Annotated in this window: 12 protein-coding genes and 1 pseudogene; 8 read left to right on the forward strand and 5 right to left on the reverse strand. The window is 74.0% G+C overall.

The annotated features are described in order from the left end of the window. Positions 1-49 precede the first annotated feature (49 nt). Entirely contained in the window at positions 50-1,321 is a 1,272-nt protein-coding gene (locus ACOBQU_RS29855) for a serine/threonine-protein kinase (RefSeq protein ID WP_423631258.1), read from the reverse strand. Then, positions 1,318-3,771, reverse strand: a complete 2,454-nt coding sequence (locus ACOBQU_RS29860; RefSeq protein ID WP_423631260.1) for a protein kinase domain-containing protein — start codon at positions 3,769-3,771, stop codon at positions 1,318-1,320. Before ACOBQU_RS29860 ends, ACOBQU_RS29855 begins: the two co-directional genes overlap by 4 nt. Before the next feature lie 379 nt (positions 3,772-4,150). Between ACOBQU_RS29860 and ACOBQU_RS29865 the strand changes: the two genes are divergently transcribed. From ACOBQU_RS29865 to ACOBQU_RS29875, 3 genes are all read left to right on the forward strand, one after another. After that, complete coding sequence (locus tag ACOBQU_RS29865; protein WP_423631262.1) at positions 4,151-5,731, forward strand: TROVE domain-containing protein; 1,581 nt, start codon at positions 4,151-4,153, stop codon at positions 5,729-5,731. Positions 5,732-5,828: 97 nt separating this feature from the next. Next, positions 5,829-6,494: a GntR family transcriptional regulator gene (locus tag ACOBQU_RS29870; protein WP_423631264.1), complete on the forward strand. Its 666-nt coding sequence runs from the start codon at positions 5,829-5,831 to the stop codon at positions 6,492-6,494. Positions 6,495-6,509: 15 nt separating this feature from the next. Continuing rightward, positions 6,510-7,553: a 1-aminocyclopropane-1-carboxylate deaminase gene (locus tag ACOBQU_RS29875; RefSeq protein WP_423631266.1), complete on the forward strand. Its 1,044-nt coding sequence runs from the start codon at positions 6,510-6,512 to the stop codon at positions 7,551-7,553. Here ACOBQU_RS29875 and ACOBQU_RS29880 read toward each other — a convergent pair. Beyond that, entirely contained in the window at positions 7,550-7,801 is a 252-nt protein-coding gene (locus tag ACOBQU_RS29880) for a hypothetical protein (RefSeq protein WP_423631267.1), read from the reverse strand. The genes ACOBQU_RS29875 and ACOBQU_RS29880 overlap by 4 nt on opposite strands. A 124-nt stretch (positions 7,802-7,925) precedes the next feature. Then, positions 7,926-8,495 carry a hypothetical protein gene (locus tag ACOBQU_RS29885; protein WP_423631269.1) on the reverse strand — a complete coding sequence of 190 codons (570 nt, stop codon included), beginning with the start codon at positions 8,493-8,495 and terminating at the stop codon, positions 7,926-7,928. 436 nt (positions 8,496-8,931) lie between these two features. Between ACOBQU_RS29885 and ACOBQU_RS29890 the strand changes: the two genes are divergently transcribed. The 5 genes from ACOBQU_RS29890 (at position 8,932) to ACOBQU_RS29910 (ending at position 11,853) form a co-directional block, all read left to right on the forward strand. Further along, complete coding sequence (locus ACOBQU_RS29890) at positions 8,932-9,204, forward strand: hypothetical protein (RefSeq protein WP_423631271.1); 273 nt, start codon at positions 8,932-8,934, stop codon at positions 9,202-9,204. After that, positions 9,185-9,703, forward strand: a complete 519-nt coding sequence (locus tag ACOBQU_RS29895; protein WP_423631273.1) for a DUF6879 family protein — start codon at positions 9,185-9,187, stop codon at positions 9,701-9,703. Before ACOBQU_RS29890 ends, ACOBQU_RS29895 begins: the two co-directional genes overlap by 20 nt. A 12-nt stretch (positions 9,704-9,715) precedes the next feature. Beyond that, the gene (locus ACOBQU_RS29900; RefSeq protein ID WP_423631275.1) at positions 9,716-10,564 is read left to right on the forward strand and encodes a helix-turn-helix domain-containing protein; all 849 of its coding nucleotides are present in this window, start codon (positions 9,716-9,718) and stop codon (positions 10,562-10,564) included. A gap of 546 nt (positions 10,565-11,110) precedes the next feature. Next, the gene (locus ACOBQU_RS29905) at positions 11,111-11,518 is read left to right on the forward strand and encodes a hypothetical protein (protein ID WP_423631277.1); all 408 of its coding nucleotides are present in this window, start codon (positions 11,111-11,113) and stop codon (positions 11,516-11,518) included. Further along, positions 11,515-11,853 (forward strand): DUF6415 family natural product biosynthesis protein, encoded by a 339-nt coding sequence (locus tag ACOBQU_RS29910; protein ID WP_423631278.1) that lies wholly within the window; start codon positions 11,515-11,517, stop codon positions 11,851-11,853. The genes ACOBQU_RS29905 and ACOBQU_RS29910 overlap by 4 nt, the downstream gene beginning before the upstream one ends. A 389-nt stretch (positions 11,854-12,242) precedes the next feature. Here the strand turns inward: ACOBQU_RS29910 and ACOBQU_RS29915 are convergent. Then, positions 12,243-13,450: pseudogene (locus ACOBQU_RS29915) on the reverse strand (TerD family protein). Between the last annotated feature and the right edge of the window lie 4 nt (positions 13,451-13,454).

The raw sequence follows: 13,454 nt of genomic DNA on the forward strand, positions 1-13,454 counted from the left end.
CCCGTCAGCAGCAGGCCGTTGGGGCCGTCGCCGGGGGTGGCCTCGGAGGTCAGGGTCCAGCGGGTGGCGGCCGGGGTGGCGCGGCGGCCCTTGCTGAGCGCCAGGGCGGCTCTGTCCGTGCCGTCGCCGTTGCCGCTGCGGTTGCCCGGGGTGGCCGGGCCCGGGGAGGTGCTGATGGCCCAGCCCGCCAGGGCCGCGAGGGCGGTGCCGCCGAGGGTGAGGGCGGTGCGGCGGGCGAGGGTGCGCTGTCGCGGGGACCCCCAGACCCGCCCCTTCGCCCCGAGCCAGGGGGCTGCCGCCCCTGGGCCCCCGCCCCGTCGGCGCTCCGCGCCTCGTCCTCAAGCGCCGGACGGGCTGATTCCCCGCGCTCCGCGCTTGTCCTCGAACGCCGGACGGGCTCGGTCTGTCGCGCTGTGCGCTCGTCCTCGGGCGTCGGACGGGCTGGAATCTCGGGCTGCTCGTTCTGGATCAGCGGGCCCAACGGGGGCTCGCGCCACCACAGCGGGGCCTGGGGGGTGGAGGTCTCGGAGAGGATGTCGGCGGGGGTCGGGCGGGCCGGTGGGGGCTTGCTGAGGCAGCGGGCGGTCAGGGCGCGCAGGGGCTCGGGTACGCCGCTGAGGTCCGGGTCCTCGTGGGCCGCCCGGTAGAGGAGTACCGCTACCGGTCCCGTGCCGAACGGGTGCTGCCCCGTCGTCGCGAAGGTCAGGACCGCGCCCAGGGCGAACACGTCCGTCGCCGGGCCCACCTCCGCCCCCAGGACCTGCTCCGGCGCCATGTAGCCCGGCGTGCCGAGCAGCGCGCCCGTCGCCGTCAGGGCGCCCCGGGCGTGGTCGCCGGTGGCGCGGGCGATGCCGAAGTCGATGACGCGCGGGCCGTCGGCGGTGAGCAGCACGTTGGACGGCTTGAGGTCGCGGTGGACGACCCCGGCCGCGTGCATGGCGACCAGCGCCTCGGCCAGGCACGCCGCCAGCGACCGCGCCACGTCCGCGCCCAACGGGCCCGCCGCCGCGACCGCCTGGCGGAGCGTCACGCCCGGCAGGTAGGCCGTCGCCAGCCACGGCTGCTCGGCGTCGGGGTCCGCGTCCACCACCGCCGCCGTGTACGCGCCGGTGACGGCCCGCGCCGCGGTGGCCTCCCGCCGGAAACGCTCCCGGAAGTGCGGCTCCGCCGCCAGGTGCGCGTGCACCGTCTTCACCGCGAGCGGCTTCCCGCCGGGGCTGCGCGCCAGGTACACCTGGCCCATGCCGCCCGCGCCGAGCCGGGCCAGCAGCCGGTGGCCGCCGAGGGTCGCCGGGTCCTCCGGCAGCAGGGGCGTCGTCATGAGCGGTCCGGCCCCCCGACCGTCCGGAGCGCGTCGTCGGCGTACAGGTGGACCAGACCGTCACCGGCCGCCGCCGCGGCCACCGTCGTGCCCGCGCCCAGCTCCACCGCCCAGGCCGTCGCGCCCGTGCGCACGTCCAGGGCGTGCAGGCCCCACGTGGGCTCGCCCCGCGTCCCGGGCTCGGGCCCGAGGACGTACGCGTATCCGTCCGCGGTGAGCAGCGAGCCGTCCCCGGCGGTCAGTCCGCGCACCCCGGCGCGGGTCCAGCGGGGCCCGCCGCCCGACCCGGCGTCGTACGCGCTGACCCCGTCGCCCGCCGCGGCCAGCACCAGGCCCCGCACCGGGCGCGGCGTGTGCGCGGTGACCGCCGTCGCGCGGCGGCTCCAGCGGGTGCGGCCCGTGCCCAGGTCGACCGCCGTCAGGCCGGGCCCGGCCGCGTACACGCCGGTGCCCCGCGCGCCCGGGTGCGCCTGGGGGCGGGCCGCGCCGCCCGGCACGGTCCGCTCCACCCCGCCGTCCGCGGCCCGCAGCACCACGAGCGGGCCGCGCGGCTCCTCGCTTCCGTACGCCGGGCGCGCCGACGTGGCCACGGCGATGCGGCCGCCCGCCTGGTGGGTGCCGACCACCCCGGACGCGTCCCCCTGGTGGTACCAGAGGTCCCGGTGGGTGCGGGCGTCGAAGCCGTAGGCCCGCCACCGCCTGCCCTGCGCGGAGCGCCGCGCCCACCGGGTGTCGTACGCGGCGTACGTCAGCAGGCAGAGCACGCCGCCGCAGAGCACGAGCGTGCCGCGGTCGCCCTCCAGCGTGCTGAGCGGGTTGTCGGCGTCCGTGGCGGCGAGCGTGCGGCGCCGCGGGTTGAGGACGTGCGAGGGGGACTGCCACTCCTTGCGGCCGGTGGCGGCGCCGAGCGCGTGCGCCTCCGGCTCGAACAGGTCGTCCTTGAGGACGTACACCGTGTCGCGGTAGCGCTCCACCTGGTGCAGGCTCGCCTCCGGATACCCCCAGCGCTCCGTGCCGGATGGGGCGTCCAGGCAGGTGAGCCCGTCGACGGTGAGCAGGTACAGGTCGGCGCCGCGGCGCACCAGGCCCCCGGTCCTGACGTCGTCGGCCTCCCTGGTCCACAGGACGCGGCCCCGGGTCCAGCGGGTCCGGCCGCCGCTGCCCTTCCCCTTGCGGCCGTCGCCGTCGTTCCCGGCCAGGGCGGCGACGGTCGCCGTGGTCGCCACCGCGGCGGCGGCGAGGGCGCCGCCGCCCCAGAGGAGCAGGCGGCGGCGGGGTGGGGCGGGGGTGTCGGAGACGGTGGGGACGGTAGGGGCGGTGAGGGCGGCGGGGGAGGTGGGAGCGTCAGGGGCGGCGGAGGTGTCCGTGCTGCCCGAGGCACCCAAGGCGGCCGTGCTGTCCGAGTCGGCCGAGGCACCCGAGGCGTCCAACGCGCCCGAGGTGGCCAAGGCGCCCGAGGTGTGCAAGGCGCACGTGCTGTCCGAGGCGCCCGTGCCGCCCGTGCCGCCCGGGGGCGCGCTGGGCGCCAACAGCCTTGCCACGTCGTCCTCATGACGTCGTATCAGCTCAGCGACCGCGCCCCGCTCCCACCACGGCACCCCCGCCGTCCGCTCCCCGCACCACGCCAGCACCTCCACGACCGTCGGCCGCTCGCCGGGGTCGCGGGCCAGGCAGCGGGCGAGGAAGGCGCGCGGGCCGGGGCTGGGCACGCCGTCCAGGTCAGCGGGCACGCCGTCCAGGTCCGGGTCCTCGTGCAGCGTGCGGTACAGGACGCGGGCCGCGCCGTCCCCGCCGAACGGGGCCCGCCCCGTCATCGCCAGCGCGAGCACCGCGCCGAGCGCGAACACGTCGGCGGGCGGCCCGGGGCGCGCCGCGTCGGCGCCGCGCGCCAGCTGCTCGGGGGCGATGAAGCCGGGGGAGCCGATGGCCTCGTCGCTGGCCGTGAGGCTGTCGTCGGCGGCGCTCTTGGCGATGCCGAAGTCGAGGACCTTCGGCCCCGCGCGGGTGACGACCACGTTGGCGGGCTTCAGGTCGCGGTGCACCAGGCCCGCCGCGTGGACGGCGCCGAGCGCCTCCGCGAGCGCGGCGCCGAGCGCGGCGAGGTCGGCGGCGGACAGCGGCCCGTGCGCGGCGACCGCGTCCGCGAGGTCCGGGCCCGCGCAGAACTCCGTGGCCAGCCAGGGCCGCTCCGCCTCCGGGTCGGCGTCGAGGACCGCTGCGGTGAACGGGCCGGTGACGGCGCGCGCGGCGGCCGTCTCGCGGCGGAACCGCTCGCGGAACTCCGGCTCGGCGGCCAGGTGCGCGTGCACCGTCTTCACGGCGACCGGCCGCCCCGCCGCGGACCGCGCCAGGTGCACCCGCCCCATGCCGCCCGCGCCCAGCTCGGCGACGAGCCGGTAGCCGCCGACGTCACCGGCCGTGGCCCGTGTGACCCCCGTGGCCCCCGCCATAGCGCCCGCCCCCTCCTCGATCCGGCCGCACAGAGCGACGCCGCACGGGCATCGTATGGTTGCGTCCGCCCGCGACCGGGCCCGCGGGAAAAACCCTTGGCACCCGTCGAGTTCGCTCTCCTAAAGTGATCCGTGTCCAGGTGCGCGGGCGGGACTTACTTCCGCTGCTAACGGGGAGGCCGCGGGTTCGAATCCCGCCATCGGCACGTCAGGCCGGTGTAGCTCAGGGGTCAGAGCGCCATACGTCAGTTCCGCCGCCGAGATCTCTGGACACCCAGGACATCCACCTCCCGGTGCGCTGGCCGCGGCTCCTTCCTTTTCCGAAATGACGCCGCCGCCGATCAGATCTCGGGAGGCCCAGAATTCGGGGGAATTCACCATGGCGCGATTCAACGCCAGGGCGGCCAAGGCCCCGCCCGCCTCGCCCGTCCGCTCGACCGGCGCGGTCACCCGCACCCACCAGGGCGGCCGGGGACACCTGAGGGACGCGCGCTCCGAACTTTTCCTGTTCGCCGTCGCGAACTTCGTGGCGCAGGACACCCACTACGAGAGCGGCCAGGCCCGCGACGACCGGTTCGCGGCGCTCGTGCGCCAGCTCGCCGTCGAGGACCCCGAGTGGACCGCGGGCCTGCTCGGCTGGCTCCGCGGCGACGGCGGCATGCGGACGGCGTCCCTGGTCGGCGCCGCCGAGTACGTGCGGGCGCGCCTCGCGGCGGGCGCCACCGGCGGCCCCGCCAACCGCCAGGTCATCGCCTCCGTCCTGCGCCGCCCCGACGAGCCCGGCGAACTGCTCGGCTACTGGACGGCGACGTACGGCCGGAGCGTGCCGAAGCCCGTCAAGCGCGGCATCGCCGACGCCGTACGCCGTCTGTACTCGCAGAAGTCCCTGCTGAAGTACGACACGGCGTCCAAGGGCTACCGCTTCGGCGACATCCTGAACCTGGTGCACGCCGCGCCCGACCCGGACAAGCCCTGGCAGGGCGACCTGTTCCGGTACGCGCTCGACCGGCGCCACCACCCGGAGACGGCCGTGGTGCCCGCGTCCCTGCCCGTGCTGGCCGCGCACCGCGACCTGATGGCGCTGCGCGTCGCCAAGCGGCGCCGCGTCGTCACCGGCGCGGGCGCCGCCGAGCGGCTCGCCGCCGCGGGCATGACCTGGGAGGCGCTCGCGGGCTGGCTCCAGGGGCCGATGGACAGGGCCGCCTGGGAGGCGGTCATTCCGTCCATGGGCGTGATGGCGCTGACACGGAACCTGCGGAACTTCGACGAGGCGGGCGTCAGCGACGAGGTCGCCGCCGGGGTCGCGGCACGGCTCGCCGACCCCGCGGAGGTCGCGCGGTCGCGGCAGTTCCCCTTCCGCTACCTGGCCGCGTACCAGCACGCGCCGTCGCTGCGCTGGGCGTACGCGCTGGAGCGGGCGCTCGGCCACTCGCTGGCCAACGTGCCCGCGCTGCCCGGCCGTTCGCTGATCCTGGTGGACCGCTCCGGCTCCATGTGGTCGCCGCTTTCGGAGCGCTCGCAGCTCAACCGCGCGGACGCGGCGGCGGTGTTCGGCGCGGCCCTCGCGCTGCGCGCCGCCGACGCCGACCTCGTGCAGTTCGGCACCACCAGCGCCGAAGTGCGGTACGCGCGGGGCGAGTCCGTCCTGAAGGTCCTGGACCGCTTCGGCGACCTCGGCGGCACCCACACCACGGAGGCGGTCCGCCGCCACTACCGCGGCCACGACCGGGTCCTGATCGTCACCGACGAGCAGACCGCGCACAGCCGCCACGGCGGCCCCACCGACCAGATCCCGGCGCACATCCCGGTGTACACCTGGAACCTGGCGGGCTACCGCACGGGCCACGGCCCCTCCGGCACCGGCAACCGCCATGTGTTCGGCGGCCTTTCGGACGCCGCGTTCCGCATGGTGCCGCTCCTGGAGGCGGGACGGGCCGCGGACTGGCCCTGGAAGCGCTGAACCACCGGGGGCGGCGGACGGCCCGAGCCGCTCGCCGCCCCTTCCGCGTCTTCGTGCGTCTGTGCAAAACCCGTACTGGTATCTAACATGTCAGTTCATGGGTGCCCTACGACCCGTGCGCCGCACGCTCCTTCGCGACCAGGCGTACGCAGCGCTGCGCGACGCCATCGTCGGCGGCGACCTGCCGCCCGGCTCGATCGTGCGCGACACGGACCTCGCCGACCGGCTCGGCCTGTCCCGGGCGCCCGTCCGCGAGGCCCTGGCGCGCCTGTCCGACGAGGGACTGGTGGAGACGAAGCCGCAGAGCCGTACGCGCGTGACGCCGCTGGTCGCCGCCGACGTCCGGGACGCGGCGGCCGTGGTCCGCGCCCTGCACGAACTGGTCGCGCGCACCGCCGTGCCCCGGCTCGGCCCCGGCGCCGTCGCGGCCCTGCGCGCCGCCAACTCCCGCTTCTCGGCGGCCGTCGCGGCCGGGGACGTGGACGCCGCGCTGGCCGAGGACGACGCGCTGCACCAGATCCTGGTGGACGCCGCGGGCAACCGCGCCGCGGCCGCCACCATCGCCCGCTACACCCCGCTGATCCGCCGTCTGGAGCGCCAGGTGTTCGGCGCGGGCAGCCGCTGCCGCTCCGCCGCGCTGCACGACCGGCTGATCGACGCGTGCGCGGCGGGCGACACCGGCGCCGCCGTGCGCGTCACGACGGACATCTGGCGCGCCCTGGAAGAGCTGGCCGACGACACCCCAGGCCTTGACGTCCCCTGACCGTCCGGAGGTTCCGTGTCCCCCTCGCCGCTGGCCGCCGCGCTCCGCGCCTTCCCCCGCCATCCGCTGCTCTTCGGCCCCTCGCCCGTCCACCCCCTGCGGCGCCTCACGGACCACCTCGGCGGGCCCGCCCTGTGGGCCAAGCGGGAGGACTGCAACTCCGGCGTCGCCTACGGCGGCAACAAGACCCGCAAGCTGGAGTACCTGGTCGCCGACGCGCTCGCCCAAGGCCGCGACACGCTCGTGTCGGTCGGCGGCGTGCAGTCCAACCACACCCGGCAGGTCGCCGCGGCCGCCGCGCACGCCGGGCTCCGGTGCGTGCTCGTCCAGGAGAGCTGGGTCGACTGGCCAGAACCCGGCTATGACAAGGTCGGCAACATCCTCCTCAGCCGCCTCGCGGGCGCCGATGTGCGCCTGGTGCGGGCCGGGTTCGACATCGGCGTCAGGGAGAGCTGGGAGCGGGCGGTGCGCGAGGTGGAGGAGGCGGGCGGCGCGCCGTACGCCATCCCGGCGGGCGCCTCCGACCATCCGCTCGGCGGCCTCGGGTTCGCCGGGTGGGCCGCCGAAGTCGCCCGGCAGGAGGACGAGCTGGGGGTCTTCTTCGACACCGTGGTGGTGTGCTCGGTGACCGGGTCCACGCAGGCCGGGATGGTCGCCGGGTTCGCCGCGCTCGCCGAGGAGCGGGGCGGGCGCCCCCGCCGGATCCTCGGGGTCGACGCCTCCGCCGAGCCCGCCCGCACCCGCGCGCAGATCCTGCGGATCGCCCGCGCCACGGCCGAGCTCCTGGGCGTGCGGCGGCCCATCGAGGAGGCGGACATCGAACTGGACGAGCGCTACCACGCCGGGACGTACGGCATCCCGGACGACGCCACCCTCGACGCGATGCGCGTCGCCGCCCGCACCGAGGGCATGATCACCGATCCCGTCTACGAGGGGAAGTCGATGGCGGCACTCCTCGATCTCGTACGGCGTGAGGAGATCGGCCCGCGGTCGACGGTCCTCTACGCCCACCTGGGCGGACAGCCCGCGTTGAACGCGTACAGCGGGCTGTTCGCCTAGGCGGGCGAGGCCCGCGCCCCGGGCGGGACCGCCGGGCGCAGGAAGCCCCTGCGCGCCTCGCGCTCACTGGCCGCTGGCCCCTGTAACGCGGCGCGCCAGATGTACGTCCAGCCGGAGAAGCCCCACACCGCGTACGCGTTCACCGCGAGCTGGCAGGCCGGGCCCATCGCGAGCGGTCGCTTCTCGCACACCGCTTTCCTGACGTACTTGCCGCGGCGCGGCTCCGGCGGCGGGACAGCGCCGCTCATGAGCATGGTGAAAACCATGAGGATCCTCAACGAGGCCAGTACGCGTGAACCGTGAACGATGCCCCGCCCCCCGCCTTGCGCGCGGGCCGGGGCACTCCATCATGCCCGCGGACAGCAGAGCCGCTTAGCGGAGTCGATACCGCAGCAACCGCGACTCAGCAGCTGCTGGCGACAAGCCGAGCGCCTGCCCCAGCGCCTCGCCTGACAGGCCATCGGCCTCAGCGTAGGCGGCGGAGTTGCGAGCGACGCGCTTCATCGTGCTCTCCAGCGCGATCACGGCCTTGATCGCAGCCAGCGGTGCCTCGTCGGCGAGACGTGTGAGCTGGGTGTCGACCTGTTCCAAGAGGTCCGCCAGTTCGGTGGGCAGCGGGACGGTGAGGGCCGCTACGGAGTCGATGTGCCGCTCCCAGTCCGAGAGCGGTTCGAGCGAGGGGAACTCTTGCGTGCGGACGTCGACTTGATCCCAGTCGATGAGGTACTCGTTCTCCCCGCGCCACCCGCAGGAGCAGGCACCGCGGGCCCGGGATGCTCGCGGGCGCCCCAGGGATCCGCTGTAGGCCCACCACTCGCGTGTCTGGCGGAAGTTGGGGCCGCTGCCGGGGTCGATGTGTGCTGGCTTGGGCTCGGTGCCGTCCGCGAGTACGGCTCCCACCCATCCCTCGTGGCTCTTGCCGTACTCCTCCGTGGCCCACATGGCCGCTCCTCGCCGGTAGGGGATCGAGGTCCACCATGCCGAACCTGGGCCCGGCGTCGGGGCGATTCCGCGGAGCTTGCCCCTGCGGGGTGTGAGGTTCAGGCCGCCGTGACGACGTCGGCGCGTACCGCGTCGGCCCCCCGGCGAGCAGCCGTTCGTACGCGACGCGTTGCCCATCGGCCAGGCCGACGCGCGGGTCACGCCAGGGGAAGGCGCGGGTGTCCTCGTTCACGGCCGCGGCAGGGCGCACGGGGCCGCGGTGCTGGGGGCGGAGGACATGCCTGCCAGCGCAAGCGGTGCCCCTGACAGCCGTCGACGCCTACCACCTCGCCACGCCCCGGCGCGGACACACAGCGTGACGCACTCTTGACGCGACGCCCTGCCGCAATGAAGGTGCGGTGCAACAGCGTGGAATCCGCTCGTAGAGGAGATTCTGATGGCCCTGCGCTTCCTCGGCATCATCCCCAACACTCCGACCGACGAGTCCCCCACGATCTGGCTGGATGAGGCCACAGGGGACCTCCTGATCCAGTCGTACAAGGCGACGCCGGAGGAAGTACGTGGGTGCCAGGAGGTCGGCTCTATCCCCGGACACTCCACGGATGTGCCGGATCACGAGACGGTCATTAGGCTGCCCAAGGTCATGCTGAAGTACACCCCCTGCCCGAACTGCAGCGGAGAGGAAGCAAGTGCAGCCACCAGCGCGTAGCGCCCTGGCCCAAGCCCAACGATCCGCGGTGCACCTGGAGTTGCGTGACAGCTACATGCTGGACGACCCGGAGTTCATCGCCTGGCAGGAGGGGCACCGGCTCGATCCGTCGGATAGGGACTCGTGGTGGGGAGGCTGGCACGACGCCGTCAGCCAGGCCACGGCCCGGGGCGTCGCGGTCCGGCGCGCCCGGATCGTGTCGGAGCCGGTCAGCGAGTACATCCGCTACGAGCACGACGTGACCTTCACCAACATCGCTGCCGGGGAACAGGTGCGGTGGCTGCCTCGGCGCCAGGCGAAGGACCTCCTGGTCCCTGGCACTGACCTGTGGGTCTTCGATGAGGAGACCGTCCTCTTCCACCACTTCACCGGTGATGGCCAACTCGCCGAGGACGGCCGCGAGTACGTCACGGACCCAGCCCTCGCCAAGCAGTGCGGCGATGCCTTCGAGGCCATCTGGCGACGGGCCATCCCGCACGACGAGTACCGGCCTGCCTGACCGCGCACGCTCATGGCCCCGTCCGCATCATCCAGCGCAGAGCAGGCCCGGAAGGATCTCGCCGACCGCCTCGGCGAGATCCGTCTGGACGCTGGGCTGAAAGGCACCCAGCTCGCTGCGCGCCTCGGTTGGTACCCGTCCAAGGTGTCTCGCATCCAGAACGCGACCACGTCGCCGTCCGCCGACGACATCCGCGCCTGGTGCACGGCGTGCGACGCCGAGGATCAGGCCGCGGACCTCGTCCAGAAGCTCCGGGACGTCGAGGGCATGTTCGTCGAGTGGCGCCGCATGGAGCGCGACGGCCTACGCCGCGCCCAGGAGGCCGTACGGCCGCTCTTCGAGCGCACGACACGCTTCCGGGCCTACTCCTCGTGGCTCGTACCCGGCCTCATCCAGAGCCGCGCGTACACGGAAGCCGTGCTGCGGGCAGTGCAACGCCGCCGTGTCGATGTGGACGATGTCGACGCGGCTGTGGCTGCACGGATGGAGCGTCAACAGATCCTGCACGAGGGCGGCCGCACCTTCGCCTTCCTCGTCGAGGAGTCCGTACTGAGGTCCGGTATGGGCGGACGGGAGGTCATGGCCGGTCAACTGGGCCAGCTGATCACCGTCGGCTCGTTGCCCAACGTCAGTCTCGGCATCGTCCCCATGAGCGTGGACCGGACCCGGATGCCGGTCGAGGGGTTCTGGATCTACGACTCCACGCAGGTCTCTGTCGAGCTGGTCTCCGGCTACCTCACCCTCACACAGCAGCGCGAAGTGGGGATGTACGCCGAGGCATTCGCCGAGCTGGCCGAGCACGCTGTCTACGGGGCCGACGCGCGGAGCTTAATCGCCATCGCGCTGAGGGCCCTGGGGTGAACTCCATAGAATCTCATGGAACTTTCTGGAGCTTTGTGGCGCCTCGTCCGTACGGTCCGTAACAGGACCCACGAGACGGAGCGCGCCCTATGGCCAGCCAGCAAGGACAGCACGATGCAGGCGACGACTGGCTGGCCAACCGCGCTCCGGCCCCCGACACCGTACGAGTAGCCCGGAGCCTGGGCGCCCTCGCGCCCATCCGGACCGGTGAGCATTGGATCGTCGCCGAGGCCCGACTCGCTACGGCGCTCGGCGCGATGAACCGCATGCCACCCGATCAGCGAGGGCCGACCCTCGTTGATCCGGGCATCGGCCTGGCCTGGTGGCCGCTGCCCAACGCCGGGCCTGCTGAGCGCTACAGCCGCATGCGAGCAGTCGCGGTCCACCCCGTCGGCTGGCCGTTGCTCTTTCCCCTACCGGCAGACCAGTGTGCGACCGCTTCTGGGTGGACTGGCCGGACGGATCCGGGCGCCTCACCGACCCCGCCCATCCGGCTGCTGCCCTTCGCGCGGGCTGCGGCCTTCATCTTCCTGCGGAGGCATTCGGATGACCCTGCACCACGACGACCCCACGCCGTCTGAGTCATCGACCCTTGAAGACCGGCTCCGAGACCGGCTCCGGGCCTGGGCGACCGACGACCTGGCCTGTATCGCGGTGACCATGCTCATCGAGGAGCGTGAGCTGCTGGCCCGGCCTGACGTGCGGCGGGCTCTCGTCGTGCTGGACGACGAGGCCCTGTACGCGGATTGGGCCCACCTCACTGTGCGCCTCGGGGACCTGGACCTCGACGAGAGTGAGTACGCCTTCATGGAGGTGGTGCTCGCCATCGCGCTGGGGCGCCAGGTCCTGCTGGGCTGTGTGCTGCCGCTGGGCGAGCGCCGTCTCGCGATCGTGCTGCGCGCGCTCGCGGCGTGGGCGGGTGCGGACTCCGTGGCCGTGGGGACCCGCGCATGACGCCCGCCGCGGGCGTGCGGCACCTGCTGGAGGTGGCGCTCGCTGCGTGCCGCACGCTGCCGCCCACGGAGACCACTGTCCAGGTCCATCGCGATCTCGTGGCCGAGATTCAGCTGCGCCTGCCGCGCGCGGAGCAGGCCGCGGCCGCCGCCGAGGACGGCAGCCCGGAATGGCACCGGCATCAGCGGGTGATCAGGGCTGCGCGTGATGCGCTGGACTGGGAAGGGGTACGGCCGCAGCCGGGTGAAGGCCCGCTCGTGGCGGCGCTGCGGGTCGCTGAGCTGGGGCGGCGTCTGCGGGACCTGGCTGCGTATCCGCCGCGGGAGGGCGCGTGACCCAGAGGGTGCTGATCTGTGCTCGGTGTGATGAGCGGATCCGGCCGGGTGAGCCGTACCTCGTGCGCGCGAAGTTCTCCGCGTCGGGCGGGGGCGGCAGCATGGTGTGGCACGCCGCCCTGTGCGGGCGCCGACGGTAGGTCAGCGGACGGGACAACTCCCCCCAGGTGGCGCCCTCAGCCTGGTCCCCAGCGGAGCGACTGCGGCCCTGCCGGACATCCCGCCCGGCAGGGCCGATCGCGTACTCACTGGGAAACGCCTGGGAAACAGTTCGCCAGTCGATAGCCCCGCGGTGAGCATCCCGACCGTCAACGGCCCCGCAAAACTCTCCGGTGCGCGATCCGATCAGTGGCCAACCGAGGGCGCGAACGCCATGACCTGCGAGAACGCTACAGCGCCTGGGCGGCGGGCTTGACCATGCCGCGGACCGTGCGGGACTTCACGAAGTCGCCCATGGCGGTCATCTCCCACTCGCCGGAGAACTGGCGGATGAGCTTGGCCATCATCACGCCCGTCTGCGCCTCGGCGTTCGTCAGGTCGAAGCGGACCAGCTCCTCGCCCGACGCGGCGTCCAGGAGGCGGCAGTACGCCTTGGCGACCTCGGTGAACTTCTGGCCCGAGAACGAGTTGACCGTGAAGACCAGGCCCGTGACCTCCTGGGGGAGGCGGCCCAGGTCGACGACGATGACCTCGTCGTCACCGCCGCCCTCGCCCGTGAGGTTGTCCCCGGAGTGCTTGATGGCGCCGTTGAGGATGGAGAGCTTGCCGAAATAGCAGCTGTCGATGTGGTTGCGCTGCGGGCCGTACGCGATGACCGAGGCGTCCAGGTCGATGTCCTTGCCGCGGAACGCGGGCTCCCAGCCGAGGCCCATCTTCACCTGGGACAGCAGCGGGCGGCCGCCCTTGACCAGGGACACCGTCTGGTTCTTCTGGAGGCTGACGCGGCCCTTGTCCAAGTTGATCTTCCCGGTGCCGGGGGCCGGGGCGGCGGGCGGGGGCGGGCCCTGGACCGGGGGGCCGGACGGGGGCGCCATGGCGGGGGCGGCGGGCTGGGGCGCCGCGGGGGCGGCCGCCGGGGCCGCGGGAGCCGCAGGGGCGGGTGTGGGCTCCTCCACCGTCACGCCGAAGTCCGTCGCGATGCCCGCGAGGCCGTTCGCGTACCCCTGGCCGACGGCGCGGGCCTTCCAGGCGCCGTTGCGCAGGTAGATCTCGATGACGACCAGGGCCGTCTCCGCACCGAGGCGGGGCGGGGTGAACGTGGCGAGGACCGCGCCGCCGTCCGCGTCGCGGATCGTGGCCGTGGGCTCGATGCCCTGGAAGGTCTGGCCCGCCGCGTCCGGGCTGGCCGTCACGACGATCTTCTCGATGCCCGGGGGACGGCTGCCGTGTCCACCGTGATCGCGTCCGGGGCGGTGCCGCCGCCCGAGCGGTAGGTCACGCCCGGGCCCGTGGGCTGGTTGTAGAAGATGAAGTCGTCGTCGGAGCGCACCTTGCCTTCGGCGGTGAGCAGCAGGCCCGAGACGTCCAGCCGCACGGGGGCGGTGACGTCCACCGCCACGCGGGTCGCGGTCAGCGGGATGTTCGAGCCGGGGGTCATAGCT

Origin of the sequence: Streptomyces sp. G45, assembly GCF_049542095.1 — a bacterium.
Classification (GTDB): Bacteria; Actinomycetota; Actinomycetes; order Streptomycetales; family Streptomycetaceae; genus Streptomyces.

What these genes read in the sequence shown, in the direction of transcription:
- ACOBQU_RS29855 (WP_423631258.1), bottom strand. Translation starts at nt 1,321, where the DNA reads ATGACGACGCCCCTGCTGCCGGAGGACCCGGCGACCCTCGGCGGCCAC.
- ACOBQU_RS29860 (WP_423631260.1), bottom strand. Translation starts at nt 3,771, where the DNA reads ATGGCGGGGGCCACGGGGGTCACACGGGCCACGGCCGGTGACGTCGGC.
- ACOBQU_RS29865 (WP_423631262.1), top strand. Translation starts at nt 4,151, where the DNA reads ATGGCGCGATTCAACGCCAGGGCGGCCAAGGCCCCGCCCGCCTCGCCC.
- ACOBQU_RS29870 (WP_423631264.1), top strand. Translation starts at nt 5,829, where the DNA reads ATGGGTGCCCTACGACCCGTGCGCCGCACGCTCCTTCGCGACCAGGCG.
- ACOBQU_RS29880 (WP_423631267.1), bottom strand. Translation starts at nt 7,801, where the DNA reads ATGAGCGGCGCTGTCCCGCCGCCGGAGCCGCGCCGCGGCAAGTACGTC.
- ACOBQU_RS29885 (WP_423631269.1), bottom strand. Translation starts at nt 8,495, where the DNA reads ATGTGGGCCACGGAGGAGTACGGCAAGAGCCACGAGGGATGGGTGGGA.
- ACOBQU_RS29890 (WP_423631271.1), top strand. Translation starts at nt 8,932, where the DNA reads ATGGCCCTGCGCTTCCTCGGCATCATCCCCAACACTCCGACCGACGAG.
- ACOBQU_RS29900 (WP_423631275.1), top strand. Translation starts at nt 9,716, where the DNA reads ATGGCCCCGTCCGCATCATCCAGCGCAGAGCAGGCCCGGAAGGATCTC.
- ACOBQU_RS29905 (WP_423631277.1), top strand. Translation starts at nt 11,111, where the DNA reads ATGACCCTGCACCACGACGACCCCACGCCGTCTGAGTCATCGACCCTT.
- ACOBQU_RS29910 (WP_423631278.1), top strand. Translation starts at nt 11,515, where the DNA reads ATGACGCCCGCCGCGGGCGTGCGGCACCTGCTGGAGGTGGCGCTCGCT.